This is a genomic window from Nocardiopsis coralli (assembly GCF_014892575.1).
In the GTDB taxonomy this organism is placed as follows: Bacteria; Actinomycetota; Actinomycetes; order Streptosporangiales; family Streptosporangiaceae; genus Nocardiopsis; species Nocardiopsis coralli.
The window spans coordinates 1-22513 of the sequence record NZ_JADBGI010000037.1 but is presented as its reverse complement, the minus strand read 5'-3'; the positions used below and the strand labels follow the sequence as shown (position 1 = coordinate 22513).

20 protein-coding genes are annotated in these 22513 nt (G+C 71.9%); 19 read left to right on the top strand and 1 reads right to left on the bottom strand.

What is annotated here, in order from left to right; genetic code table 11:
• Window positions 1-86 precede the first annotated feature (86 nt).
• The 18 genes from IDM40_RS26515 to IDM40_RS26430 all read left to right on the top strand — a co-directional run bounded on the left by IDM40_RS26515 (window position 87) and on the right by IDM40_RS26430 (window position 19819).
• Window positions 87-542, top strand: coding sequence for a MarR family winged helix-turn-helix transcriptional regulator (locus IDM40_RS26515; protein ID WP_193124811.1), 456 nt, complete (start codon window positions 87-89; stop codon window positions 540-542).
• 169 nt (window positions 543-711) lie between these two features.
• Entirely contained in the window at window positions 712-2154 is a 1443-nt protein-coding gene (locus IDM40_RS26510; protein ID WP_235997968.1) for an NAD(P)/FAD-dependent oxidoreductase, read from the top strand.
• A 157-nt stretch (window positions 2155-2311) separates the two neighbouring features.
• Entirely contained in the window at window positions 2312-3340 is a 1029-nt protein-coding gene (argC, locus tag IDM40_RS26505; protein WP_193124810.1) for an N-acetyl-gamma-glutamyl-phosphate reductase, read from the top strand.
• A 17-nt stretch (window positions 3341-3357) separates the two neighbouring features.
• Window positions 3358-4134 (top strand): bifunctional ornithine acetyltransferase/N-acetylglutamate synthase, encoded by a 777-nt coding sequence (locus IDM40_RS26500; protein WP_193124809.1) that lies wholly within the window; start codon window positions 3358-3360, stop codon window positions 4132-4134.
• Complete coding sequence (gene argB, locus IDM40_RS26495) at window positions 4131-5132, top strand: acetylglutamate kinase (RefSeq protein WP_193124808.1); 1002 nt, start codon at window positions 4131-4133, stop codon at window positions 5130-5132. Before IDM40_RS26500 ends, argB begins: the two co-directional genes overlap by 4 nt.
• Window positions 5129-6337: an acetylornithine transaminase gene (locus IDM40_RS26490; protein ID WP_193124807.1), complete on the top strand. Its 1209-nt coding sequence runs from the start codon at window positions 5129-5131 to the stop codon at window positions 6335-6337. The genes argB and IDM40_RS26490 overlap by 4 nt, the downstream gene beginning before the upstream one ends.
• Window positions 6334-7290: an ornithine carbamoyltransferase gene (argF, locus tag IDM40_RS26485; protein ID WP_193124806.1), complete on the top strand. Its 957-nt coding sequence runs from the start codon at window positions 6334-6336 to the stop codon at window positions 7288-7290. Before IDM40_RS26490 ends, argF begins: the two co-directional genes overlap by 4 nt.
• Window positions 7287-7823, top strand: coding sequence for an arginine repressor (locus IDM40_RS26480; protein ID WP_328807138.1), 537 nt, complete (start codon window positions 7287-7289; stop codon window positions 7821-7823). Before argF ends, IDM40_RS26480 begins: the two co-directional genes overlap by 4 nt.
• 55 nt (window positions 7824-7878) lie before the next feature.
• On the top strand, window positions 7879-9333 hold the full coding sequence (argH, locus tag IDM40_RS26475; RefSeq protein ID WP_193124805.1) for an argininosuccinate lyase: 1455 nt from the start codon (window positions 7879-7881) through the stop codon (window positions 9331-9333).
• A gap of 272 nt (window positions 9334-9605) precedes the next feature.
• Window positions 9606-12107, top strand: coding sequence for a sensor histidine kinase (locus tag IDM40_RS26470; RefSeq protein WP_193124804.1), 2502 nt, complete (start codon window positions 9606-9608; stop codon window positions 12105-12107).
• A gap of 1 nt (window position 12108) precedes the next feature.
• A complete protein-coding gene (locus tag IDM40_RS26465; protein ID WP_193124803.1) occupies window positions 12109-12543 on the top strand; it encodes a roadblock/LC7 domain-containing protein in 435 nt (144 codons plus the stop codon).
• Complete coding sequence (locus IDM40_RS26460) at window positions 12540-12986, top strand: DUF742 domain-containing protein (protein ID WP_235997967.1); 447 nt, start codon at window positions 12540-12542, stop codon at window positions 12984-12986. The genes IDM40_RS26465 and IDM40_RS26460 overlap by 4 nt, the downstream gene beginning before the upstream one ends.
• Window positions 12967-13563 carry a GTP-binding protein gene (locus IDM40_RS26455; protein ID WP_193124802.1) on the top strand — a complete coding sequence of 199 codons (597 nt, stop codon included), beginning with the start codon at window positions 12967-12969 and terminating at the stop codon, window positions 13561-13563. Before IDM40_RS26460 ends, IDM40_RS26455 begins: the two co-directional genes overlap by 20 nt.
• 156 nt (window positions 13564-13719) lie before the next feature.
• Window positions 13720-14637, top strand: coding sequence for a sirohydrochlorin chelatase (locus IDM40_RS26450; protein ID WP_193124801.1), 918 nt, complete (start codon window positions 13720-13722; stop codon window positions 14635-14637).
• Window positions 14638-14899: 262 nt separating this feature from the next.
• Window positions 14900-17491: a sensor histidine kinase gene (locus tag IDM40_RS26445; RefSeq protein ID WP_193124800.1), complete on the top strand. Its 2592-nt coding sequence runs from the start codon at window positions 14900-14902 to the stop codon at window positions 17489-17491.
• Window positions 17481-17927, top strand: a complete 447-nt coding sequence (locus IDM40_RS26440) for a DUF742 domain-containing protein (RefSeq protein ID WP_328807137.1) — start codon at window positions 17481-17483, stop codon at window positions 17925-17927. The genes IDM40_RS26445 and IDM40_RS26440 overlap by 11 nt, the downstream gene beginning before the upstream one ends.
• A 56-nt stretch (window positions 17928-17983) precedes the next feature.
• Window positions 17984-19201, top strand: a complete 1218-nt coding sequence (lhgO, locus tag IDM40_RS26435) for an L-2-hydroxyglutarate oxidase (protein WP_193124798.1) — start codon at window positions 17984-17986, stop codon at window positions 19199-19201.
• Between the two features lie 126 nt (window positions 19202-19327).
• Complete coding sequence (locus IDM40_RS26430; RefSeq protein ID WP_193124797.1) at window positions 19328-19819, top strand: hypothetical protein; 492 nt, start codon at window positions 19328-19330, stop codon at window positions 19817-19819.
• A 10-nt stretch (window positions 19820-19829) separates the two neighbouring features.
• Here IDM40_RS26430 and IDM40_RS26425 read toward each other — a convergent pair whose 3' ends face one another.
• Window positions 19830-20549, bottom strand: coding sequence for an HNH endonuclease family protein (locus IDM40_RS26425; protein ID WP_216631360.1), 720 nt, complete (start codon window positions 20547-20549; stop codon window positions 19830-19832).
• Window positions 20550-20820: 271 nt separating this feature from the next.
• Between IDM40_RS26425 and tyrS the strand changes: the two genes are divergently transcribed.
• The gene (gene tyrS, locus IDM40_RS26420; protein ID WP_193124796.1) at window positions 20821-22125 is read left to right on the top strand and encodes a tyrosine--tRNA ligase; all 1305 of its coding nucleotides are present in this window, start codon (window positions 20821-20823) and stop codon (window positions 22123-22125) included.
• The last annotated feature ends 388 nt before the right edge of the window (window positions 22126-22513 follow it).

Here is a 22513-nt window from a genome sequence, read left to right as displayed (position 1 = left end):
CCAGATTCTTCTTCGTGTAGTAATATTTTCTGGGAAGATACTTCTTGAGCGTGGGCAGGTCGCCCCGCCGAAACGAAGGGGACGGCATGGGAGCGGACGCCACCGACGACGACCTCATCACCGCCTGGGGGCTGGTGCACGAGGCGATGAGCTCGATACAGCCCAAACTGCTGGGCGGCATCACACCCGACGGCAAGGACATGTCCGGGCCCTGGTTCGAGGTGCTCATCAGGCTCCAGCGGACCCCCGGCCACCGCCTGCCGATGAGCCGCCTGGCGCGCGAGGTCAGCCTGAGCACCGGCGGGTTCACCAAGCTCGCCGACCGGCTCGAGCGCGAGGGGTACCTCGTGCGGGAGAACTGTCCGGACGACCGCCGCGTCGTGTACGCCTCGCTCACCGAGAGCGGCCTGACCTTCATCGGCGAGGTCAGGGCCAACCATGTCAAGCGGTTGCGCGAACACGTGCTCGAGCCCCTGGGGGAGGACGGGGTTCGACAATTGACGACGATCGCGCGTACTCTCCGTGACAGCGCGTCTGCGTAGTGTTTTCGGAGTCGCTGTCCGCGGCGGACCGGCCCCGGGTTGACCAAGGTCTCGATCCTCCCGAATCATCTGAAAACGCCCCGCATGCCGCCGTTCGCATGTAGGTTGGCGTGAGGTTCGGGGGAGCCACACGGGGGTGGCTGTGAGCACAGAGGTTCCGGGGGAAAAGATGCGACTCTTCACCGCTGCCGCACAGCTGAGGCCGATCCCTCGGTCCCCGCGCTTCGTCAACGGCGCCGTCTCCTTCTGGTACCGCGAGCTCGGCCAGCCCCGGCGCCGTGACCCCCTCGGGGGCGACACCGACTGCGACGTCTGCATCGTGGGCGCCGGATACACCGGCCTGTGGACCGCCTACTACCTCAAGAAGGCCCAGCCCGACCTCCGGGTGGCGGTCATCGACCGCTACTTCGCGGGCTTCGGTGCCTCGGGCCGCAACGGGGGATGGCTGTCGGCGGAGTTCCCCGGCCCGCGCGAGCACTACGCCCGATCCCACGGCAAGGCCGCCATGATCGCCTTCCAGCGCGCACTCATGCGCACCGTGGAGGAGGTCCAGCGTGTGGCCCGGGACGAGGGCATCGACGCCGACCTCCACCAGGGCGGCGTGCGCATGGTCGCCACCAACGCCGCCCAGCGCGAGCGCCTCACCCGCGAGATCGAGCATCTGCAGGAGTGGGGTTACTGGCCCGACGACCTCCACATGATCGAGCCCGACCAGGAACCCGGCATCGCCGTCGCCGGCGCCACCGCCGCCGCCTACTCGCCCCACGCCGCGAGCGTCCAACCGGCCAAGCTCGTGCGCGGCCTGGCCGACACCGTCGAGGCGCTGGGCGTGGACCTGTACGAGGGCACCAACGTCACCGAGATCCGCCCGCGCCGCGGTGCCGCCCGCCCGGCGGCCGTGACCGAACTGGGCACCGTCTACGCCGACCACGTGATCCGGGCGACCGAGGGGTACACCGCCACGATGCGCGGCCTGCGCCGCGACTGGCTGCCCATGCACGCGTCGATGATCGCGACGGAGCCGGTCCCCGAACACGTGTGGGAGCGCATCGGATGGGAGGGCCGCGAGGTCCTCGGCGACAGCGCACACAGTTACGTCTACGCCCAGCGCACGGCCGACGACCGCATCGCGGTCGGAGGGCGGGGCGTACCCCACCGCTTCGGTTCCGAGCCCGACGCCGAGGGTGCGACCCAGCCGCACGCCATCGCCGAGCTGTGGCGTTCCCTGGTGGGCCTGCTCCCGGACGTGGCCGACGTCCCGGTCGAGCACGCCTGGTCCGGGGTGCTCGGCGCGCCCCGCGACTGGTCGCCCACGGTCGACCTGGACCCGGAGTCCGGTCTGGGTTGGGCCGGAGGTTACGTCGGTAGCGGCGTCGCGATGAGCAACCTGGCCGGGCGCACCCTGCGGGATCTGGTCCTGCGGCGCCGCACCGACCTCACGCGCCTGCCCTGGGTCGGGCGCCGGGTCCGCGGCTGGGAACCCGAGCCCCTGCGCTGGGTCGGAACCCGGGTCACCAACGGGCTCTACCGCACCGCCGACCGGCGCGAATCCGGTTCGTCCGAGCACACCTCGCGCCTGGCGGGGTTGGCCACCCGGATCTCCGGGCGCTGACCGTCCCTGCGCCCGGGCTCGCCCCGGCAGTGCATGTCCACACGCTCCCCAGTGGGGGAGAGGCCGCTCACATCGTGGTCAGAGCACCTCAAAGCACTTGCATAAATTTACAGGCGAATGCATGATGTGTCAGTCAGGTTCGATTGGGGAGACCATCATGGGATACACGGCGGCCATCGCCGGAGCCAGTGGCTACGCCGGGGGCGAGCTGCTGCGTCTGCTGCTCGACCACCCCGAGATCGAGATCGGCGCCGTCACGGCGGGAAGCAACGCCGGGACCCCGCTGATCGAGCACCAGCCGCACCTGCGACCCCTCGCCGACCGCGTGCTGGCACCCACCACGCTCGAGGAACTGCGCGGCCACGACGTCGTCTACCTCGCGCTCCCGCACGGCCAGTCCGCCGAGATCGCCGAACAGCTCGGCGACGAGGTGGTGGTCGTCGACTGCGGCGCCGACTTCCGACTCAACGACGCCGCCGCCTGGGAACGCTTCTACGGTACTCCGCACGCCGGAACCTGGCCCTACGGCCTTCCCGAGCTCCCCGGACAGCGCGAGCGCCTCACCGGGGCCCACCGCATCGCCGTGCCCGGCTGCCACGTCACCGTCGCCACCCTCGGCCTGTTCCCCGGCCTGGCCGAACAGCTCGTGGAGCCCGACCTCACCGTCGTCGCGGTCACCGGAACCTCCGGCGCGGGCAAGGCACCCAAGCCCCACCTGGTCGGCAGCGAGGTCATGGGCGCCCTCAGCCCCTACGGCGTCGGCGGCAAGCACCGCCACAACCCCGAGATCGTCCAGAACCTCACCGCCGTGGCCGGCGAGAGCGTGTCCCTGTCCTTCACACCGATCCTCGCCCCCCTGCCGCGCGGGATCCTCTCCACGTGCAGCGCCCCGCTCAAGCCCGGCGTCACCGCCGACCAGGTCCGCGCCGCCTACGAGGCCACCTACGCCGACGAGCCCTTCGTCGACGTGCTTCCCGAGGGCACCTGGCCCAACACCGCCATGACCCTGGCCGCCAACACCACGGCCGTCCAGGTCACCGTCGACCCCGACGCCAACCGCATGGTCGCCGTCGCCGCGCTCGACAACCTCACCAAGGGCACCGCCGGCGGCGCCGTCCAGAGCACCAACCTCGCCCTCGGCCTGCCCGAAGCGACCGGTCTGCCGCGCACCGCGGTGGCCCCGTAACCAGAAAGGCTCATGCCGTGAGTGTCACCGCACCCCGCGGTTTCCGTGCCGCGGGCGTGACCACCGGGGCCGACGGGGCGCGGGACCTGGCCCTGGTCGTCAACGACGGACCCTCCAGAGCCGCGGGCGCAGTGTCCACCACCGCCGAGGACCCCGCAGCCCCCGTCCTGTGGTCGAACCAGGTCGTCAGCGGCGGGCGCGTGCGAGCGGTGGTCGTCGACACCGGCGCCATCGACCCCGCCCCCGGACCCGCGGGCTTCCAGGCCGTGCACGCCCTGGCCGAACGGACCGCCGACGCTCTGTCCGACTCGGCCGCCGAGATCGTGGTCTGCGCGGCCGGACGGCCCGGGGTCCGACCCGACGGTGACACCCTGCGCCAGGGTGTGGCCGACGCGGTCACCGAGGCCGCCAGAGGCGGTGGGCTCCCCGCCGCCGATGCCCTGCGTACCACCGACACCGTCGCCAAGTTCGCCTTCCAACGGGGCGAGGACCTCACCGTCGGCGGTATGGCCAAGGGCCCCGACGCCGCCCTGAGCACCGGCCTGTGCGTGCTCACCACCGACGCGGCGCTCACCCCCGAACAGTGCCGGACCCTGGTCGGTGCCGTGGCCGCCCGAACCCTCGCCCCGCTCACCGGGCCCGGCGACACCGTCGTGCTCCTGGCCAGCGGGGCCGCCGACACCACGACCGACGACGAGACCGTCGCCGCGCTGCTGACGAAGGTGTGCGAGGACCTCGCCGCCCAGATCGCCGCGGACACCCCCACCACAGAGGACGAGCAGGCCCACACATGATCGCGCGACCCGCACATCCCGGAGAGTCGGAGGACCAGGCAGAGGCCATGGACAAGGCCGCCAACCTCATCGAAGCGCTGCCCTGGCTCTCGCGTTTCCACGGACGCACCGTCGTCGTCAAGTACGGCGGCAACGCCATGGTCAGCGAAGAACTGCGCGTGCGCTTCGCGGAGTCCATCGTCTTCCTGTACTACGCCGGCCTGCGCCCCGTCGTCGTCCACGGCGGCGGACCGCAGATCAGCGCCATGCTCGACCGCGTCGGCGTGGAGTCCACCTTCACCGCCGGCCTGCGCGTGACCACCGACGAGGCCATGGACGTGGTCCGCATGGTCCTGACCGGGCAGGTCAACCGCGAGATCGTCGGCCTCATCAACCAGCACGGCCCCTTCGCCGTCGGCGTCTCCGGCGAGGACGCCAACATCATGCAGGCCGAACGCAAGCAGGTCGAGGTCGACGGCGAGCTCGCGGACATCGGCCGTGTCGGCGAGGTCACCGACGTCACCCCCGGCGCCGTCTCCGGGCTCATCGCCGACGGACGCATCCCGGTGATCTCCAGCGTCGCCCGGGCCGACGACGGCGGTGTCTACAACGTCAACGCCGACACCGCCGCCTCCGCGCTCGCCGTGGCCCTGGGCGCCAGCAAGCTCATCATGCTCACCGACGTGGAGGGGCTGTTCGCCGACTACCCGGCCAACACCGAGCTCATCAGCCGCCTCGACGTCGACGAGCTCCGCGCGCTCCTTCCCTCCCTGTCCTCGGGCATGCTCCCGAAGATGGAGGCCTGCCTCAGGGCCGTGGAGGGCGGCGTGCCCCAGGCCCACATCATCGACGGCCGTGTCCCGCACTCCCTGCTCCTGGAGGTCTTCACGGACCGGGGCGTGGGCACCATGGTCGCCGACGCCGAACTCGAGGCCGCCCTGCTCACCGGCAACGGCGGGCACCTGCCCCGGACCCAGCGGCACGAACAGACCGCACCGACCAGTGGAGAGACACAGTGACCAGCAGCAGCGACCTGCGTGAGCGCTTCACCGGCGCGCTCATGCCGAACTACGGGCAGCTCCGGACCGCTCTCACCCTGGGGCGCGGCTGCGAGGTCTACGACGCCGACGGACGCCAGTACCTCGACCTCATCGCCGGGATCGCCGTGTCCTCCCTCGGCCACGGCCACCCCGCGCTGGTCAAGGCGGTCGCTCACCAGTCGGCCACGCTCGCCCACTCCAGCAACCTCTTCATCAACGAGCGCGAGGTCGAGCTCGCCGAGCGCCTGGTCTCCCTCATCGGCGGGGATGCCAAGGTCTTCTTCGCCAACTCCGGGACCGAGGCCAACGAGGCCGCCCTCAAGCTCGTCAAGCGCGCCGCCTCCCCGGGCCGCCACTACTTCGTCGCCGCAACCAGCGGTTTCCACGGGCGCACTTCCGGCGCCCTGGCCCTGACCGGGAAGGAGGCCATCCGCGAACCCTTCGGCCCCTACGGCATGGACGTGCGCTTCGTCCCGCACGGCGACCTGGAGGCCCTGCGCGAGGCCGTCGACGAGCACTGCGTCGCCGTGTTCACCGAACCCGTCCAGGGCGAGGCCGGCGTCGTGCCCCCGCCCGAGGGTTACCTCGCGGGCGTGCGCGAGATCTGCGACGCCACCGGCGCCGCCTTCGTGCTCGACGAGATCCAGAGCGGCATCGGCCGCACCGGCCACTGGTTCGCCCACCAGGCCGAGGACGTGCGCCCCGACGTGGTCACCCTCGCCAAGGGACTGGGCGGCGGTCTGCCGATCGGTGCCTGCATCGGGCTGGGCCGCTTCGCCGACGCCTTCCACAAGGGCGACCACGGCTCCACCTTCGGGGGCAACCCCGTCGCGTGTGCGGCTGCCCTGGCAGTTCTCGATACCCTCGAGGAAGAGGGCCTGCTCGCCCACACCACCGTCATGGGTGACCTGTTGGCCGAGCAGATCGACGCACTGGACCACCCGCTGCTCGCCGGGCAGAGGGGTGTGGGCCTGTGGCGCGCCCTCACCCTCACCGCACCGCACGCGGCCCACGTGCAGGAACAGGCAGCTGTGCGCGGCTTCCTGGTCAACGCCGTCGCACCCGACGCGATCAGGATCGCCCCGCCACTGGTGATCACACCCGAGCAGATCGGGGTGTTCATCGAGGCCCTGCCGACCATCCTGGACGCCGCCGAGGCCGCAGCCACCAAGGAGACGCCATGACCCGCCACTTCCTGCGCGACGACGACCTCAGCACCGAGGAACAGACCCGGGTCCTCGACATCGCCGACGACATGAAGGCCGACCGCTTCGGGTACCGCCCGCTCGCCGGCCCCCGCACCGTCGCGCTCCTGTTCGACAAGCCCTCCACGCGCACCCGCCTGTCCTTCTCGGTGGGCGTCGCCGACCTGGGCGGCACCCCGCTGGTCCTGGACTCGGGGGCCACCCAGATGGGCCGCGGTGAGCCGCTCGCCGACACCGCCCGCGTGCTCGACCGCCAGGTCGCGGCCATCGTCTGGCGCACCTTCGAACAGAAGGACCTCGAGGAGCTGGCCGGCATGGCGGGTGTCCCGGTCATCAACTCCCTGACCGACAGCTTCCACCCGTGCCAGGTCCTGGCCGACCTGCAGACGATCCGGGAGCAGAAGGGCGAGCTGGCCGGCCTCACCCTCGCCTACGTCGGCGACGGCGCCAACAACATGGCGCACTCCTACCTGCTGGGCGGTGTGACCGCGGGCCTGCACGTGCGGATCGGGGCGCCCGAGGGTTTCCACCCCGACGCGCACGTGGTCGCCCGCGCGGAGGAGATCGCCGAGCGGACCGGGGGCTCGGTCTCCGTCACCACCGACCCGCACCAGGCCGTCCAGGGCGCGGACGTCGTCTCCACCGACGCGTGGATCTCGATGGGGCAGGAGGACGAGGCCGCCGAACGCGAGGCGCCGTTCCGCCCCTACATCGTCGACGACGCCCTCCTGGGGTCCGCCGACCCGGAGGCGATCGTGCTGCACTGCCTGCCCGCCTACCGCGGCAAGGAGATCAGCGCCGAGGTCATGGACAACCCCCGCTGCGTGGTCTGGGACGAGGCCGAGAACCGCCGCCACGCGCAGAAGGCCCTGATGGCGTTCCTGCTCTACCTGGCGGACACGCCCGACGACGAGCTCCCGGAAGCGCAGTGACAGGAACCGAACCGGCCGGGGCCGCCCCGATGACCAAGGCCGCACGGCACGCCCGGATCACCGATGTGCTCGAGAGCGAGGACATCCGGTCCCAGGGCGAGCTCGCCAAGCGGCTGAGCGAGGCGGGGGTACAGGTCACCCAGGCGACCCTGTCCCGCGACCTCGACGAACTCGGGGCGGTCAAACTGCGTACCGCCGACGGGTACCTGGCCTACGTCATGCCGGGGGAGGGCGGGGAGCGTGTGCAGCGCACCCGCCCCGACACCCTCGACCTGGGCCAGGTGTCCGGCGCGCGGCTCACGCGCCTGGCCGAGGACCTGCTGGTCTCGGCCGAGGCCTCCGCGAACATGGTCATCGTGCGCACCCCGCCCGGTGCCGCGCAGTACCTCGCCTCGGCCATCGACCACACTGACTTCCACGCGATCCTGGGCACCATCGCGGGCGACGACACCATCCTCGTCATCTCCCGCGACCCCCAGGGCGGCGAGGAGGTCGCGGCCGCCCTGCTGCGCCTGGCCGACCGCAGGCCCTGACACCACCGCCCCCCCGGTCCAGACCCGACACCACGTCCATCAGAAGGAGACCGCCATGGCCGACCACGCCGGCACCGACCAGCCGGGTGAGGCCCAGCCCGAGGCACTGCGCCTGTGGGGCGGCCGGTTCGAGGGCGGCCCCGACCAGGCCCTCGCCCGGCTCTCGCTGAGCACCCACTTCGACTGGCGCCTGGCCCGGCACGACATCGCCGGCTCCCGCGCGCACGCCCGGGCGCTGCACCGGGCGGGCCTGCTCACCGACGAGCAACTCGAGGGCATGCTCGAAGGACTGGACCGCCTGGAGGCCGACGTGGCCTCGGGTGTGTTCACCCCCGTCCTGGAGGACGAGGACGTGCACACCGCCCTGGAGCGCGGCCTCCTCGAGCGTGTGGGCCCGGACCTGGGCGGGCGCCTGCGCGCGGGCCGCTCGCGCAACGACCAGATCGCCACCCTGGTGCGCATGTACCTCCGCGAGGAGGCGCGCGCCATCGCCGACCGGCTCCTTGACCTGATCGGGGCCCTGGCCGACCAGGCCGCCGCCCACCCCGACGCCGCGATGCCCGGCCGCACCCACCTGCAGCACGCCCAGCCCGTGCTCCTGGGCCACCAGCTCATGGCGCACGCCTGGCCGCTCATGCGCGACGTCGAGCGCCTGCGCGACTGGGACCGCCGCGCCGCCGTGTCCGCCTACGGTTCTGGTGCGCTGGCCGGATCCTCCCTGGGCCTGGACCCCGAGGCCGTCGCCGCCGAGCTCGGTTTCCCCGCCTCCGCGGAGAACTCCATCGACGGCACCTCGGCCCGCGACGTGGTCGCCGAGTTCTCCTTCGTCACGGCGATGATCGGTGTGGACCTGTCCCGCCTGTCGGAGGAGGTCATCGTCTGGGCGACCAAGGAGTTCTCCTTCGTCACCCTCGACGACTCGTTCTCCACCGGTTCGTCGATCATGCCGCAGAAGAAGAACCCCGACGTGGCCGAGCTGGCCCGGGGCAAGTCCGGCCGCATGATCGGCGACCTCACCGGTCTGCTGGCCACGCTCAAGGGCCTCCCGCTGGCCTACAACCGGGACCTGCAGGAGGACAAGGAGCCGGTCTTCGACGCCGTGGACACCCTCCACCTGCTGCTGCCCGCCATGACCGGCATGGTCGCGACGATGACCTTCCACACCGACCGGATGGCGGAGCTGGCGCCGCAGGGCTTCTCCCTGGCCACCGACATCGCCGAGTGGCTGGTGCGCGAGCGGGTCCCCTTCCGCGAGGCCCACGAGATCGCCGGCGCCTGCGTGCGCGAGTGCGAGGAGCGCGGCATCGACCTGCCCGACCTGACCGACGAGGACTTCGCGAAGATCTCCCCGCACCTGACGCCGGGCGTGCGCGAGGTCCTGGTGGTCCCCGGTTCCCTCGCGAGCCGGTCCGGCAAGGGCGGGACCGCGCCCGTGCGCGTGGCCGAGCAGCTCGAGCGCCTGCGCGCCGGGGCCCGGGAACACCGCCTGGAGTTCGCCGACCAGGCCTGAGCCGGGCGGCCCCCTCTCGGGCGGCACCCGGTACGGCCGACACCCGTGGCCCCCGGGCCGCGAGCACCGACGAATCGTTGCTCGTGGCCCGGGGGCTCCTTGCGTTTCGAGATTCTCCTGTCACGAAGTGTGTCCGTGCGATAGCGTCCTGAGTCTGCGGGCACCACACGTGGTCCTTCCTGTGCGTACTGTCATCGACGCATGTCCGCGTCGGTTCCACCCCTGCGCACCCACACCGCCCCCGGTGTCCGCGAGCCGTCGGGAGGAGCGCCATGGGCCAGTCGGGAGGCACACGCCGCGGTATCGGCACGCAGCTCAAGAAGATCGTGCTGATCCCCAGCATCACGTTCCTGGTGCTGTTCGTGGTGCTCAGTGCCGGCACGCTCACCCAGGCCCTGTCCCTGCGCTCGGCCTCGTCGGAGGCCGACGCCGGTGTCGAACTCGCCCGGGCCCTCACCGACCTGCAGGACGAACGCCGCCTGCACGCCGAGTACGCCGCCGACCCCGGGGCCGACCGCGGGACCGCCCTCGACGAGGCCGCCGAGAGCACCGACCGCTCCCTCGACACCGTCCGGTCCCTGCGCGAGAGCCTCGGCGACCAGAGCGACCCCGTCACCGGCGAACTCACCGGAGGGTTCTTCGAGGCCCTCGACGAGGTGGAGGAACTGCGCGGCACCGACCTGAGCACGCCCGGCGACGCGGACACCGTCCTGAACACCTACAGCAGCGCGATCCGCGAGGGCGTGCGCCTCTACAGCAGCATCACCCGCACCCTCGACGACGGTCCCGCGGCAGCCGAAGCGGCCGCCACCACCGACCTCATGTGGGCGCAGGAGAGCTTCGGCCACGCCGACGCCCTCGTCAGCGCCGTGTTCGCGGGCCAGGAGCTCACCCGCTCCGAACAGAACCGCATCGCCGCCCTGACCACCGACGCCCGCCACCGCGTGGCCACCGTCCACCCCGGTTCCGAGACGGCCGACGGCCCCACACCGGGCGACCTGCTCGCGGGGACCCCCTGGCAGGACGCGCTGGAGGCCGCCGACACCCTCGCCGGACACGAACCCGAGGTCACCGTCGACCCCCTCACCGGCGAGCAGGAGAGCGATCTCGCCCCGCCCGGCGAACCCGGCGACTGGCGCGAGGCCGCCGACCCCGTCAACGCCGACCTCGCCGAGATCACCCACGCGCGTGCCGAATCCGTCGTCGGTACCACCGATTCGGCCGCCGGGTGGATGATGAGCCTGTCGATCGGCGGCGGGATCCTGTCGCTGTTCGCCGGCGCCCTCGCCTACGGTGTCGCCGCGCGCTCCGCGAGCCGGCTCACCTTCCGCCTGGCCAAACTCCGCGCCGAGACCCTGGGCAGCGCCCGCAAGGACCTGCCCCGCATCGTGCGCCGCCTCGAGGCCGGCGAGAAGGTCGACCTCGACACCGAACTCCACCAGCTCGACCACGGGACCGACGAGGTCGGGCAGGTCGCCGACGCCTTCAACACCGCCCAACGCACCGCCGTCGGGGCGGCCGTCAAACAGGCAGACCTGCGTGAGGGCGTCAACCGGGTGTTCCTCGGCATCGCGCACCGCAACCAGTCGCTCGTCCAACGCCAGCTCCAGCTCCTGGACCGTGTCGAACGCGAGGAGGACGACCCCGACCTGCTGGAGAGCCTCTTCCAGCTCGACCACCTGGCCACGCGCGGCCGCCGCCACGCGGAGAACCTCATCATCCTGGGAGGGGCCCAGCCCGGACGCCGCTGGCGCCACCCCATCCCGCTCGTGGACATCCTCCGCGGCGCGATCTCCGAGAGCGACGAGTACGCGCGGGTACGCCTGACCACCATCCCGGACCTGTCCCTGTCCGGAGCGGTCGTGGCCGACGTCATCCACATGCTCGCCGAACTCGTCGAGAACGCGACCGCCTACTCGCCCCCGCACACCGAGGTGACCATCGCGACCGAGACCGTGCCCAAGGGTGTGGTCGTCGAGATCGAGGACCGCGGACTCGGCATGACCGAGGACGCCCTCACCCGGGCCAACACCACGCTCGCCGAAGCGCCGGAGTTCGACGTCATGGCGGCCGGTGTCGACGCCCGCCTCGGCCTGTTCGTGGTCGCCCGCCTGGCCGCCAAGCACGACATCGCCGTGGAACTGCGCCCGTCGCCCTACGGAGGCACCCGCGCCGTGGTGCTCGTCCCCGGGGACCTCATCGCCCCCACCGCCGGAGCGGTGCCCGAACGTCCGCGCCTGGGCGGTGCGGCGCGCCGGAGCAGGCAGCCTGCCACCACCCCCGAGCCCGAGAGCGCCGACCTGCTCGCCTCGGTCGGCGGCCGCGGCGGGCGGGCCGTGTTGCGCCCGGTGCCCGAACCCGAGGAGGAGGGCGGGCAGCAGACCTCCTCCGCGCCCGTCCTGCGCCGTGTGCCCGATCCCTCGCCCGGGCAGAGCCCTGCCCCGGAGCAGCACAGTGCCGCCTCGCCCCTGCCCCGACGCCTGGACGACCGCGTCGGCACCGGTCAGGGGAGGGCCGGGTTGCCCAGGCGTAAGCGCCAGGCCAGCCTCGCCCCGCAACTGCGCCGCGAACCCGTCAGGGAACCGGAGCAGCCGGAGGAGGAACGGGCCGCGCCCACGCAGCGCAGCCCCGAAGAGGTGCGGCGGATGATGGACGCCTTCAGCTCGGGGACACGGCGAGGCAGGGCCGAACAGGTCGAGGCCGCGGGGGACGGGCGGAGCAGTGACGGTCAGGTCGGCGGGTACGTCGACGAGCACACGGGAGAGAGCGACTGAGATGGCAGGCAAGAGCAAGGCCGCGGACAACCTCGACTGGCTCCTGGACGACCTCGTCGATCTGGTGGTCGGCGCCGACCACGCGATCGTCCTGTCCTCGGACGGTCTGCTGCTGGGCAGTTCCCGGTCCCTGGGGCCGGAGGACGCCGAGCACCTGGCCGCGCTGGCCTCGGCGTTCCAGAGTCTGGCGCGCGGCACGGGCCGCCACTTCGGCGGCGGAGAGGTGCGCCAGACCGTCGTGGAGATGGAGCACTCCTACCTCTTCGTCACCGCCGCGGGCGCCGGCGCGTGCCTGGCGGTGCTCGCGGGGGAGGAGGCCGATGTGGGCCTGGTCGCCTACGAGATGAATCTGCGAGTCAAACAGGTCGGCCAGTTCCTGACCGCGGCCCCGCGCGCGGGCCACCTCACGACCGCGGGGGGAGGCGCGGGCGCATGACCGCTCCTCGAGGACGGGGGACCGGAACGCCCTGGGACGGCGGCAGGGGGCATCCGGGCACCGCGGTGGAGGGCGGCCACGCGCCCGTCGTGGGCGACTCCACGGCCGGCCCGCTCGTACGCCCCTACACCATGACCAAGGGCCGCACCCGGCCCGGGACCGACGGCGGGAGACTGGACCTGATCACCCTCGTGGTGACCGTGGCCGACCGGGAGGACAGGGCCCGCGAGCCCGAGCACGAGGCGATCCTGCGCCTGTGCCGCAAACCCGTGTCGGTCGCCGAGGTCTCCGCCCGGCTCGATGTCCCCCTGACCGTCGTCCGGGTGCTCCTGAGCGACCTGCTCGTGGAGGGCGACCTCCGTACCCGGGCGGCGGCGCCCGTGACCAAGCTTCCCGAGAAGAAAGTGCTTCAGGCGGTACTCGATGGCATCCGCAGACTCTGACACGCAGCCGACAGAGGCGATCCCGCACGCGGTCAAGATCATCGTCGCCGGGGGGTTCGGCGCGGGCAAGACCACGCTGGTCTCCTCGGTCAGCGAGATCGCCCCGTTGAGCACCGAGGAGCTCATGACCGAGGCCAGTTACGGGGTGGACGACCTCGGCGGGATCGAGGACAAGACCACCACCACGGTCGCCCTGGACTTCGGCCGGATCACGATCAGCGACGACATCGTGCTCTACCTGTTCGGGACCCCCGGGCAGGACCGGTTCTGGTTCATGTGGGAGGAACTGGCCGAAGGGGCGCTGGGCTCGGTGATCCTGGCCGACACCCGCCGACTGGACACCTGTTTCCACGCGGTCGACTTCTTCGAGCGCAGGAACCTGCCCTTCGTCGTGGCCGTCAACCGGTTCGAGGGCGCCACGGCCTACTCGGAGGAGGAGGTCCGGGAGGCGCTCGACGTGTCCGCGTCAGTCCCGGTGGTGATGGCCGACGCCCGCGAACGCATGTCGAGCAAGGAGGTGCTGGTGGAACTGGTCTCGCACGTCCTGCGGAGCCGGCAGGCAGCTCTGAGCGGGTGAGGTCCGGGCCGCGGCCCTCTGCCGCGGGGTGTCCACCGGGGTGTACGTTCGGTGGGTGCGCTCGTGAATGTGGTGTTGAACGCTACAATGTCGCGGCAGTGACCTTGGCTCTGATCTGCCCGGATCACCCCATCCGCCTCTCATCTGAATCCTGGTATGCGAAACTCTGACCGACTTCCCCCGCGCGAACTGCCCAAGCGACGCTCCGGCCGACACCGGAACCCCCTGTCCTTCGACAACTGGTTCGGGACCCCGGCGCTGATCATGGCGGTTCCCGGCACGGCCGAACGGGCCAAGGACGCCGACGGTGAGTCGATCGGTGCCCGGATGGCCGATCTGGTGCGCGCCTACCGCCCCGAGGTGACCATCCGCTACGGCCACACCGAGGGCGACGAGGAGACCCTGACCGACGCGCTCCGGGGCCTGACCGAGGGGGAGGAGCGCCCCCTGCAGGGTGTCGTCGTCCCGCTCGTCACCGCCCCGCACACGTGTGTCTCGGCAGCGGTCGAGCGCGCGGTGGCCGACAGCGGCGCCGACGTGCGTATCACCGAGGGCCTGGGGCCGCACCCCATGCTCGCCGAGGTCCTCCACCTGCGTCTGGCCGAGGCCGGGTCGGTGCGCGCCGACCGTATGCGCCTCATCAGCGTCGTCGCCCGCAACACCACGATGGCCGACGGTGTCGTCGTCGGCGGTGTGGGCGGCGAGGGCGCTGTGGGTGCCGCGGGTGTGACCGCCGTACTGCTGGCCGCCCGCCTGGGCCTGACCGTGCTGCCCGCCGACCTGGACGACGAGGCCGCTCTGGAGCGGGTCATCGGCCAGCTGCGCGACGGCGGCTCGCAGCGTCCGGTGATCGCCCCGAGCGCGCTGGGCCCGGAGCTGCCCTGGGAGCACCTGGAGGCCCTGGCCGAGCGCCTCGGTGCCCGGCTGGGCGACCCGCTGGGCGCCGACAGCCTGCTCGGCAAGATCGCCGCGCTGCGCTACGCGGAGATCCTCAACTCCCTCGGTGTGGAGCAGCCGCCCACCGCGGAGGAGCTGCCGGCGCCGGTGGGTTCGCGCCACCGCCCGGACTCCTGAGCGCCGCGACACGCCGAACCGGGAACACCGTCGGGGGGTCTGCCACGAACTCGTGGTAGGCCCCCCGACGTATGTGGACCCCTCCCACCTGGGCAGGAACGCCCGGATAACACACGTTCCGGCCTGTTGCGAGTTTTACGAAGGTAACTAGTAGTGATTATTTGACAACGGAAGGCAATGATTTTTCGATAGCCTCAGGCACGACCGAGAGTCGCCGGGGTGTCCGAGGGGGAGTCCGGCACACGCACGGGCTGGAGGGGCCATGCGAAAGAAAGGCGACGGCGCGTCCACGATCAGAGGACAACTCAACCGCATCGTGCTGGTCCCGAGCCTGTGTTTCCTGGCTCTGTGGCTCGTGGTCGCTGCGGTGGGTACCGTCCAGGCGGTCCAACTGATGGGCGCGGTGAACCAGGCCAGGGACGGCGCGGAGGTCTTCTCCCGCGCCGCCGAAGAACTACGCATGGAGCGGCGCCAGGCCCTGGTCCAGCTGGGCGCGGTCGAGAGCGGGGACCAGGACACCGTGGACACCGCGGCCCTGGAGGAGAGCCGCACGGCCACCGACGGAGCGCTCGAGGAGGCGGTCGGCGCCTCCGCCGAGCTCGGGTCCGGATGGGACGGCGAGGTCGACCGGATCGCCGCCGACCTGCAGGAGGCCCCCGACAGCGTGGCCGAACTGCGCCGGGGCGTCGACGAGGCCATCCCCGACCGTGAGCACGTCCTGCTCGAGTACGGGGAGGTCCTCGATCTGCTCCAGGAGACGGTCACCGCGCTCGTGCACACCACGGACGGCGGCGAGAACCTGTCCGACGCGGTCCTGGCCAGCGACCTGATGAACGCCCGCTCGGAGTACTCCGAGGCCGACGCCCTGCTCGCCGGGGTGATCGCTGCCGGCGGCATGAACCACCAGGAGAGCGCCCACTTCACCTACCTGACCGCCTCCTACCGGGACACCCTGGAGGAGGCCGGGCCCTCGCTCCACACCGAGGTGCGCAACCGCTACGAGGAGATGGTCGACGGACGGGCCTGGGGACGGGCCGAGGAACTCAGCCGCGACGTGGTCACCCGGCCGCTGCTCGTGGAGTCCGAGACCGGCGCGGTCACCACCACCGGTGAACCCGTGCTCGAACCCAACACCGGTATCGACGTATCCACCGCCGACTGGGAGGGATCCTCCGCGCCCGCGCTGGAGGAGCTCGACGCCCTCGCCGCCGCGCAGACCGGACGAACCATCGACCTCGCATGGAGCGCCGCGCTCCTGCGTGTGTCCCTGGGTATGGCCGCCGGCGCAGCGGTCCTGGCGGCCGGCGTCGTCGCCATCGCCGTCGTCGGACGTTCCTCCCGCCGCCTCACCGGCCGCCTGGCGCGCCTGCGCGGCCAGATCCTGGACCGCGACGACGACCTGCCCGAGATCATCGACCGAGCGCAACGCGGCGACCGTGTCGAGGTCCAGGACGAACTCCCGCCCCTCGACGAGTGCGGTGAGGACGAGATCGGCCAGGTCGCCGAGGCCTTCGACAGCGCCCAGCTCGCCGCGGTCGAGGCCGCCGTGCGCCAGGCCGAGATCCGCCGCGGCGCCAACCGCGCCTTCCTCGGGGTGGCGTTCCGCAACCAGGCCCTCGTCCAGCGGCAACTGCGGCTGCTCGACGAGATCGAACACGACGAACAGGACCCCCGGGCCCTGCAGCGGCTGTTCCAGCTCGACCACCTGGCCACACGGGGGCGCCGCTACGCCGACAACCTGATCATCCTCGGCGGCGGCCAGGCCAACCGGCGCCGCAGCCGTCCGCGCCCGCTCGTGGACGTGCTGCGCGCGGCCATCGCCGAGACCGAGGACTACGGCAGGGTCCGCCTGACATCCGCACCCCGCATCCTCATGCACGGCCAGGTCGTCGCCGACGTCGTGCACCTGCTGGCCGAGCTCGTCGAGAACGCCACCCAGTTCTCCCCGGCCGACAGCCCCGTCGACGTGAGCTGCTCACCCGTGGTCGGCGGCCTCGTCGTGGAGGTCGAGGATCGCGGACTGGGGATGTCCGAGCAGGGCTACGCCCGGGCCGAACGCACTCTGGCCCGCCCGCCGGAGTTCGACGTCCTGGCCATGCCCGACGACCCGCGTCTGGGCCTGTTCGTCGTCTCGCGCCTGGCCGAACGCCACGGCATCCAGGTGTGGCTGCGTCCCTCCCCGTACGGGGGCACCCGGGCCACCGCGCTCATCCCCGAGTCCGTGCTCGAACCCGCCGAGTCCCCGACGCCGGTCAGCGGTACCCCCGTCACGCCGCCGGGTGGGCAGTGGAAGGAGCTCGACACCCCTGCACCCAGCGGGGAGCAGAACGCCCTGCCCCGGCGCAGCCCCCGGGTCCCCGCAGGGCTCGGTTCTCCGGAAGCGGTCCGCAACCCCGCGGGTACCGGGCCGCAGCAGCCGCTCCCGGCCCACACCCAGAACACACCCGACCCGCGACCGGACCAGGGGCCGGGCCGCCCACCCGCGTCCGGTCAGGGCCCTCCGCCGCTGCCGGCACGCAACCCGCGCGCGCAGCGGCCTGCTCCCTCGCCCGCCCCGCCGCCGGTGCAACCGCCGACGGGACCGCCCGCGGAACGGTCCACGACGCCGCCCGGCGGTCACCCGGTGACACCGCCCACCGGTCAGCCGACCGCCGACTGGAACTCCGGCCCGCTTCCGGGGGTCCCGCACTGGAACGACCCGTCCCAACCCGCCGGTCCGCTCGAACCGATGGACCCTGCCACACCCCGCGACGGTTTCGGGGTGCAGGATCCGCAGCACCCCCGTGACCCCCGCCCGTCCAGTGGACCGCAACCCACCGTGCCCGGACACCAGGGGGACCGCCGTGAGCGCTGAGAGACACCGCAGGCACGACCGGAACGAGCCCGGCCACGACCGCGAATTTCCACAGATCCTCGGAGCACACGAGGACGAGGAGGAACGCTTCCTGCGCCCCTACGCCGTGGACGCGGGCGTGGCCGGACCGGACGCGGCCGGACCCCGCGGCCGCAGGGGCGCCGAACAACTCGAGATGCTGAGCCTGGTCGTGGCCGCCCGCACCCCGGGCCGCCACGAGTGGCTCCGCCCCGAACGCGAGACGATCCTCATGCACGCCCAGCGCGCCCGCACGGTGGTCGAACTCGCCGCGGAAGTGCGCCTGCCGCTGGGACAGGTCCGAGCCATCGCCGGGGAGATGCTCGCCGACGGGTCCCTCCAGCACTGCGGGCCGACCCGGCCCCTGGGACACTCCGACATCCTGCACGCGGTGCTGGTGGGCCTGCGCTCCCTGTGAACCCCGTTCCCCGACCCGGTGGTCCACGGCACAACCGCGATTGTTAGCGTTCGGCCATGCGCAGCACCCGACACATCGGAGTCATCGGGGCGGGGATCGTTGGGCTGGCCCTGGCCCGCGAACTCGCCCTCCGCACACCCGGGACCCGGGTGACCGTCCTGGAGAAGGAGGACCGGGTCGCCGCACACCAGAGCGGCCGCAACAGCGGTGTCGTGCACGCCGGCCTGTACTACGAGCCGGGGTCGCTCAAAGCCACCCTCTGCCGCCGCGGGGTGGGCCTGCTCAAGGACTACTGTGCCGAGCACGAGCTGCCCTACCGCGAGGCCGGCAAGGTGCTCGTGGCAGCCGACGCCGAGGACGAGGCAAGGCTCGAGAACATCGAACGCCGGGCCAAGGACAACGGCGTTCCGGGCGTGACGCGCCTCGGCCCCGAGGGCCTGCGCGAGATCGAACCCCACGCCCAGGGTGTGGCGGGCCTGCACTCGCCCTCGACCGCCATCACCGACTACGCGGCCGTCGCCGAACAGCTCGCCGACGACGTTCGGCGCTCCGGTGGCCGGGTCCTGCTCAACACCCCCGTGCTCGACCTGCGCCAGGACCACAGCCGTGTGGAGGTCCTCACCGGCGAGGTCGAGGGCGAACGCACCATCCACCGCTTCGACCGCATCGTGATCTGCGGCGGCCTGCAGTCCGACGTGCTCGCCCGCAAGGCCGGGGCCTCCGCCGACCCCCGCACCGTCCCCTTCCGCGGCCAGTACCAGGAGCTCGTGCCGGACCGCCGCCACCTCGTCAACGGCCTCGTCTACCCCGTCCCCGACCCCCGCTACCCCTTCCTCGGCGTCCACCTGACCCGCCACGTGCACGGCGAGGTCATGGCCGGGCCCAACGCCGTCCTCGCCACAGCGGCCGAGGGCTACCGCGGCCGCGACTGGAACCCGAGCGAGTTCGCACGCACCCTCGGATGGCCCGGGACCTGGCGCCTGGCCCGCCGCCACTGGACCGTGGGCGCCCGCGAGATGCTCGTGTCCGCCTCGACCGCGGTCTTCGCATCTCAAGCCCGCCGCCTGATCCCCGAGCTCGAGAACGCGGACCTGGTCCCGGCCCCCGCCGGCGTGCGCGCCCAGGCGCTGGGACGCGACGGCCGGCTCGTGGACGACTTCCGGGTGGAGAACCACGGCCGGGTGGTCTGCGTGCGCAACGCACCCTCGCCGGCTGCCACCTCGTCCCTCGCGATCGCGGAGTTCCTCGCCGAGGAGTACGGCCTGGGCGCCTGAACCGCGGGTGTGTCGTACGGCGGTCGTCCACAGGCGGAAAAGTCACTCTGGAACGCGGACCGGGCGGCGCCCACCATGGGCACCGTCGGTACGGGAAGGACCCGTCACCGGCGACGGGAGGAACCCATGCCCCTGGTCCGCCTGGCCGCATCGGCCCTGGCCCTCGTACTCGCGCTCGCACTCACGGCCGCGGGTACCCCGCCCCGAGGAGGAGCATTGGACGGATTCACCATCGGGCACCTGCCCGCGCCCGCCGAGGGGGCCTCGTCCTCCGACTTCACCTACGAGTGGGGCGAGGTCGGCTTCAACAGCCGTGTCTGGGAGAAGCGCCTGGAGGACGGCGCCGCCCGCGTCGTCCTCCAGGTCCTGGTGATGCGCGGCGACCGCCTCGCCGACCTCGACAGCACCCGCGCGTTCCTCACCGAGTACCACGAACGCACCGACGGCTGGGAGCTGGCCGAGTTCGACAACGGCGGCTCACCCGGGCTCCACGGCGACGCCGAGGTGTTCTGGACCCCCGAGGCCGGGGTCGCGGTCGAGGTACGCGACCCCTTCGGCCTCGTGGGGCCCGACGAGCTCCTGGCCACCGCACGGGGCATCGCGGCCTCGCCCGCCTGAGAGCGCGGGGTCAGCAGCCCTCGAGGATCTCGCGCAGCGCCTGCTCCTCGTCGGGGTCGGCGGCCAGGTCCCACGTGTGCTTGACCTCGATCCAGGACGCGGCGTAGTCGCAGTGCACCGCTTCCGACGGCGGCATCCAGTCGGCCGGGTCGGCGTCGCCCTTGGCCCGGTTGCTGGAGGCGCTCACCGCCCACAGCTGAGTGGTGTCCAGATCGTTGGCGAAGCTCTGGCGCTCCTCGGTCGTCCACGCGTGGGCGCCCGAGCGCCAGGCCTCCTTGAGCGCCACCATGTGGTCGATATCGACGTCCTGCACGTCGGTGAGGACCTCGTCGTCGTAGGGGCTGGCCCAGCTGCCCGAGACCGGCTGGCAGTTCTGGTCGGCCTCGACGTCCTCACCGTCGCGCTCCAGCACCACCTGGCGGGTCGTGCAGTTGTCCTCCACCCCGTTGTCCCAGTGGGGGAACAGGGCCCGGTCGTACCCGGGCGGGTCGTCCTCGTCCTCGACCCGCAGCTCCTCCAACTGGTCGCGGGCCTGTTCTGTGGAGACCTCCCCGGGGGCACCGCCGGAGGCGTTCTCTGCCGGGTCGCCGCCGAGGTCGACCACGTCGAACTGTTCCATCACCAGGAACGCGAACACCACGAGGGCGACCACGGCGCTCAGCACCGCGGCCGCCCTGGACCTGGGCCGCCGGCCGGACCCGTCGTTCCGGGAGGAGGACTGCTTGGACATCTCGGGGGACCCCCAGTTCTGTGCTCCCCGAGCCGAGGGGAGAGCGGACGTGCCCCACAAGCTTGGCCCAATGCCCGAACCGCCAGGAACGCGCCCCTCGTCCCCGGCCGGTGCGAAGGAACGCCCGCAGGGGGAGTGGCCCCGCTCCGACCAGGGCCGTCCGCGCAGCCGATAGCGTGGGTGTGAGCGATATCGGGGTGAAGGCTCAGCACTTTCGTCCTAGACTCGCGGCAGATCGGGTTCGACCCGCCTCGCAACAGAAAGCAACACAGTGACCGACATCATCGACGAACTCCAGTGGCGCGGCATGCTCGCGCAGACGACCGACCTTGACGCTCTCCGCAAGGCGCTCGCCGATGGTCCGATCACCCTGTATTGCGGGTTCGACCCGACCGCCGGGAGCCTGCACGTCGGACACCTCGTCCAGATCGTCACGCTGGCCCGGTTCCAGCAGGCCGGCCACCGGCCCATCGCCCTCGTCGGCGGCGGGACCGGTCTCATCGGGGACCCCAAGCCCAGCGCCGAGCGCCAGCTCAACTCCCGGGAGACCATCAAGGGATGGGTCGGGCAGCTCGGCGGCCAGCTCTCGAGCTTCCTGCGCTTCACCCCTGAGGGGGAGACGGCGCAGCCCACCGACGCGATCCTGGCCGACAACGCCGACTGGCTCGGTGAGCTCAGCGCGCTCGAGCTCATGCGTGACGTCGGCAAGCACTTCAGCATCAACCAGATGCTTGCCCGGGAGACCGTCAAGAGCCGCCTCGACGGCGACGGCATGAGCTACACCGAGTTCAGCTACGTGCTTCTGCAGTCCTACGACTACGTGCAGCTCTACCGGCGTTACGGATGCACGCTCCAGACCGGCGGCTCCGACCAGTGGGGCAACATCACCGCCGGCCTGGACCTCGTGCGCCGCATGGACGCCAACGAGCCGCACGGCGCTGCGCACGGGCTGACCTTCAACCTGCTCACCAAGGCCGACGGCACGAAGTTCGGCAAGAGCGAGGCCGGCGGGAACTTCTGGCTCGACCCGGAGCTCACCTCGCCGTACGCCTTCTACCAGTTCTGGTTCAACGCCGACGACCGCGACGTGGTCCGCTTCCTCAAGACCTTCAGCTTCCGCTCCCAGGAGGAGATCGAGGACCTGGAGCGGCAGACGGAGGAGCGTCCGCAGGCCCGCGCGGCCCAGAAGGCCCTGGCCGAGGAGCTCACCACGCTGGTGCACGGCGAGGAGGAGTGCCGCAAGGTCATGGACGCCAGCCTGGCGCTCTTCGGCCGCGCCGACCTGAGCGAGCTGGACGGGCGCACCCTCGAGTCCGCACTGTCCGAGGTGCCCAAGGTGGAGACCGAGGCCTCCGTCAGGGACCTGCCGAGCGTGGTCGACCTCTTCGCCGAGAGCGGCCTCACGCCCAGCAAGTCCGCGGCCCGCCGTGCCGTCAAGGAGGGCGGGGCCTACGTCAACAACGTCAAGGTCACCGACGAGGACGCCCGCATCGGTGCCGAGGACCTGCTCGCCGAACGGTTCGTGGTCCTGCGCCGGGGCAAGCGCAACATCGGCGGTGTGATCCTCCGGGGCTGACCCGGTACACACACGGCGCGGGGCGGTCATCCATTGCGGTGACCGCCCCGCGGTGTGCCTGTGGCGCGTGGGGTGATCGACCCTTGATGCCGGACAGACCGGACGTATACACTCGTGGCGGACGAACAAGCCGACGTCGAAGCGTGGCCGACCTGATCGCCCGCGCCGACGAGGGGCCAACAAGCCGCCCGTACGGGGCGCCCAGGTCCCGGATCGCCGAGAACGCCGAGGCTCCGGGCTCTGGCTTGACGTCTGTCAGGAGTCTGCGTAGACTCATCCATGTCGCTGCGGAACAGCGATCCGGCCCGAGGGTCGGAAAGGGTTCCGCGTGAGCGGCAACCTCCATCTTCTTCACCGGTTCGAGCACTGCTTCGGGCCGTGTAGGGTT

What these genes read in the sequence shown, in the direction of transcription:
- IDM40_RS26515 (WP_193124811.1), top strand. Translation starts at nt 87, where the DNA reads ATGGGAGCGGACGCCACCGACGACGACCTCATCACCGCCTGGGGGCTG.
- IDM40_RS26510 (WP_235997968.1), top strand. Translation starts at nt 712, where the DNA reads ATGCGACTCTTCACCGCTGCCGCACAGCTGAGGCCGATCCCTCGGTCC.
- argC (WP_193124810.1), top strand. Translation starts at nt 2,312, where the DNA reads ATGGGATACACGGCGGCCATCGCCGGAGCCAGTGGCTACGCCGGGGGC.
- argB (WP_193124808.1), top strand. Translation starts at nt 4,131, where the DNA reads ATGATCGCGCGACCCGCACATCCCGGAGAGTCGGAGGACCAGGCAGAG.
- argF (WP_193124806.1), top strand. Translation starts at nt 6,334, where the DNA reads ATGACCCGCCACTTCCTGCGCGACGACGACCTCAGCACCGAGGAACAG.
- argH (WP_193124805.1), top strand. Translation starts at nt 7,879, where the DNA reads ATGGCCGACCACGCCGGCACCGACCAGCCGGGTGAGGCCCAGCCCGAG.
- IDM40_RS26470 (WP_193124804.1), top strand. Translation starts at nt 9,606, where the DNA reads ATGGGCCAGTCGGGAGGCACACGCCGCGGTATCGGCACGCAGCTCAAG.
- IDM40_RS26465 (WP_193124803.1), top strand. Translation starts at nt 12,109, where the DNA reads ATGGCAGGCAAGAGCAAGGCCGCGGACAACCTCGACTGGCTCCTGGAC.
- IDM40_RS26460 (WP_235997967.1), top strand. Translation starts at nt 12,540, where the DNA reads ATGACCGCTCCTCGAGGACGGGGGACCGGAACGCCCTGGGACGGCGGC.
- IDM40_RS26455 (WP_193124802.1), top strand. Translation starts at nt 12,967, where the DNA reads ATGGCATCCGCAGACTCTGACACGCAGCCGACAGAGGCGATCCCGCAC.
- IDM40_RS26450 (WP_193124801.1), top strand. Translation starts at nt 13,720, where the DNA reads ATGCGAAACTCTGACCGACTTCCCCCGCGCGAACTGCCCAAGCGACGC.
- IDM40_RS26445 (WP_193124800.1), top strand. Translation starts at nt 14,900, where the DNA reads ATGCGAAAGAAAGGCGACGGCGCGTCCACGATCAGAGGACAACTCAAC.
- lhgO (WP_193124798.1), top strand. Translation starts at nt 17,984, where the DNA reads ATGCGCAGCACCCGACACATCGGAGTCATCGGGGCGGGGATCGTTGGG.
- IDM40_RS26430 (WP_193124797.1), top strand. Translation starts at nt 19,328, where the DNA reads ATGCCCCTGGTCCGCCTGGCCGCATCGGCCCTGGCCCTCGTACTCGCG.
- IDM40_RS26425 (WP_216631360.1), bottom strand. Translation starts at nt 20,549, where the DNA reads ATGTCCAAGCAGTCCTCCTCCCGGAACGACGGGTCCGGCCGGCGGCCC.